This window comes from Siminovitchia jepli (genome assembly GCF_047228825.1).
Lineage (GTDB): Bacteria > Bacillota > Bacilli > Bacillales > Bacillaceae_C > Siminovitchia.
Genome location: NZ_JBFEGN010000214.1, coordinates 1 through 731 on the forward strand (window position 1 = coordinate 1; position 731 = coordinate 731).

At 46.5% G+C, this 731-nt stretch carries 1 protein-coding gene; it reads left to right on the plus strand.

What is annotated here, in order from left to right; translation table 11 throughout:
• Window positions 1–27 precede the first annotated feature (27 nt).
• A partial coding sequence (locus AB1L08_RS22445) for an IS1634 family transposase (protein ID WP_413066785.1) occupies window positions 28–731 on the plus strand: 704 nt, incomplete at its 3' end.

Sequence of the window (731 nt, forward strand, 5' to 3'; positions counted from 1 at the left end):
GTATCTTGGGATCCGCAGCGAACAGATATGTCTCCCGGTGAAGCAATCAAAGCCCTCGTTATCAACCTGCTTGTTAAAAGGAAGCCCCTATATCGCGTAGGGGAGTTCTACGAAAAGATGGATATTGAAAATTTATTCGGCAAAGCATGGAGTCCCGAAGATTTCAATGATGACAAGTTGGGAAGGGCTTTGGAAAAGCTTGCCAAAAGCGACCTGCCCGGTATTTATCATGCCATCGCATGGGAAGCCCTTGAGAAGGAAGGGATTCTCCTTGATCAGGCCCATATAGATACAACCAGTTTTTCCCTTCAGGGAATCTATGAAACCCCGGACTCAGAGGATTCGCCCTTAAAGATTGAACATGGGTACAGCAAGGATTTGCGACCGGATCTGAAACAGCTCATGTTTGGCCTTGGAAGCGTGGAGGGAGTCCCCTTATTTACAGATGTGATGAATGGGAAAACTTCTGATAAAACCTGGAATGGGACCATAGCACTCCGTATGGAAGAGTTCCTTCCCAAAGAGGCATTGCAAGAGATGGTCACCATCGTCGATTCTGCAATGGTGACAGAAGATAATTTAAATATATATGGTGACAGGCCGTTCATCAGCCGTTTCCCTGAAAACTTCAAGCTGTGCAAAGAATTAAAGGAACAGGCATACAGGAATGAAGCCGATTGGGTCCACGTTGGCCCCTTGAATGACAAAAAGGATGCCGCAACCTACCGGAT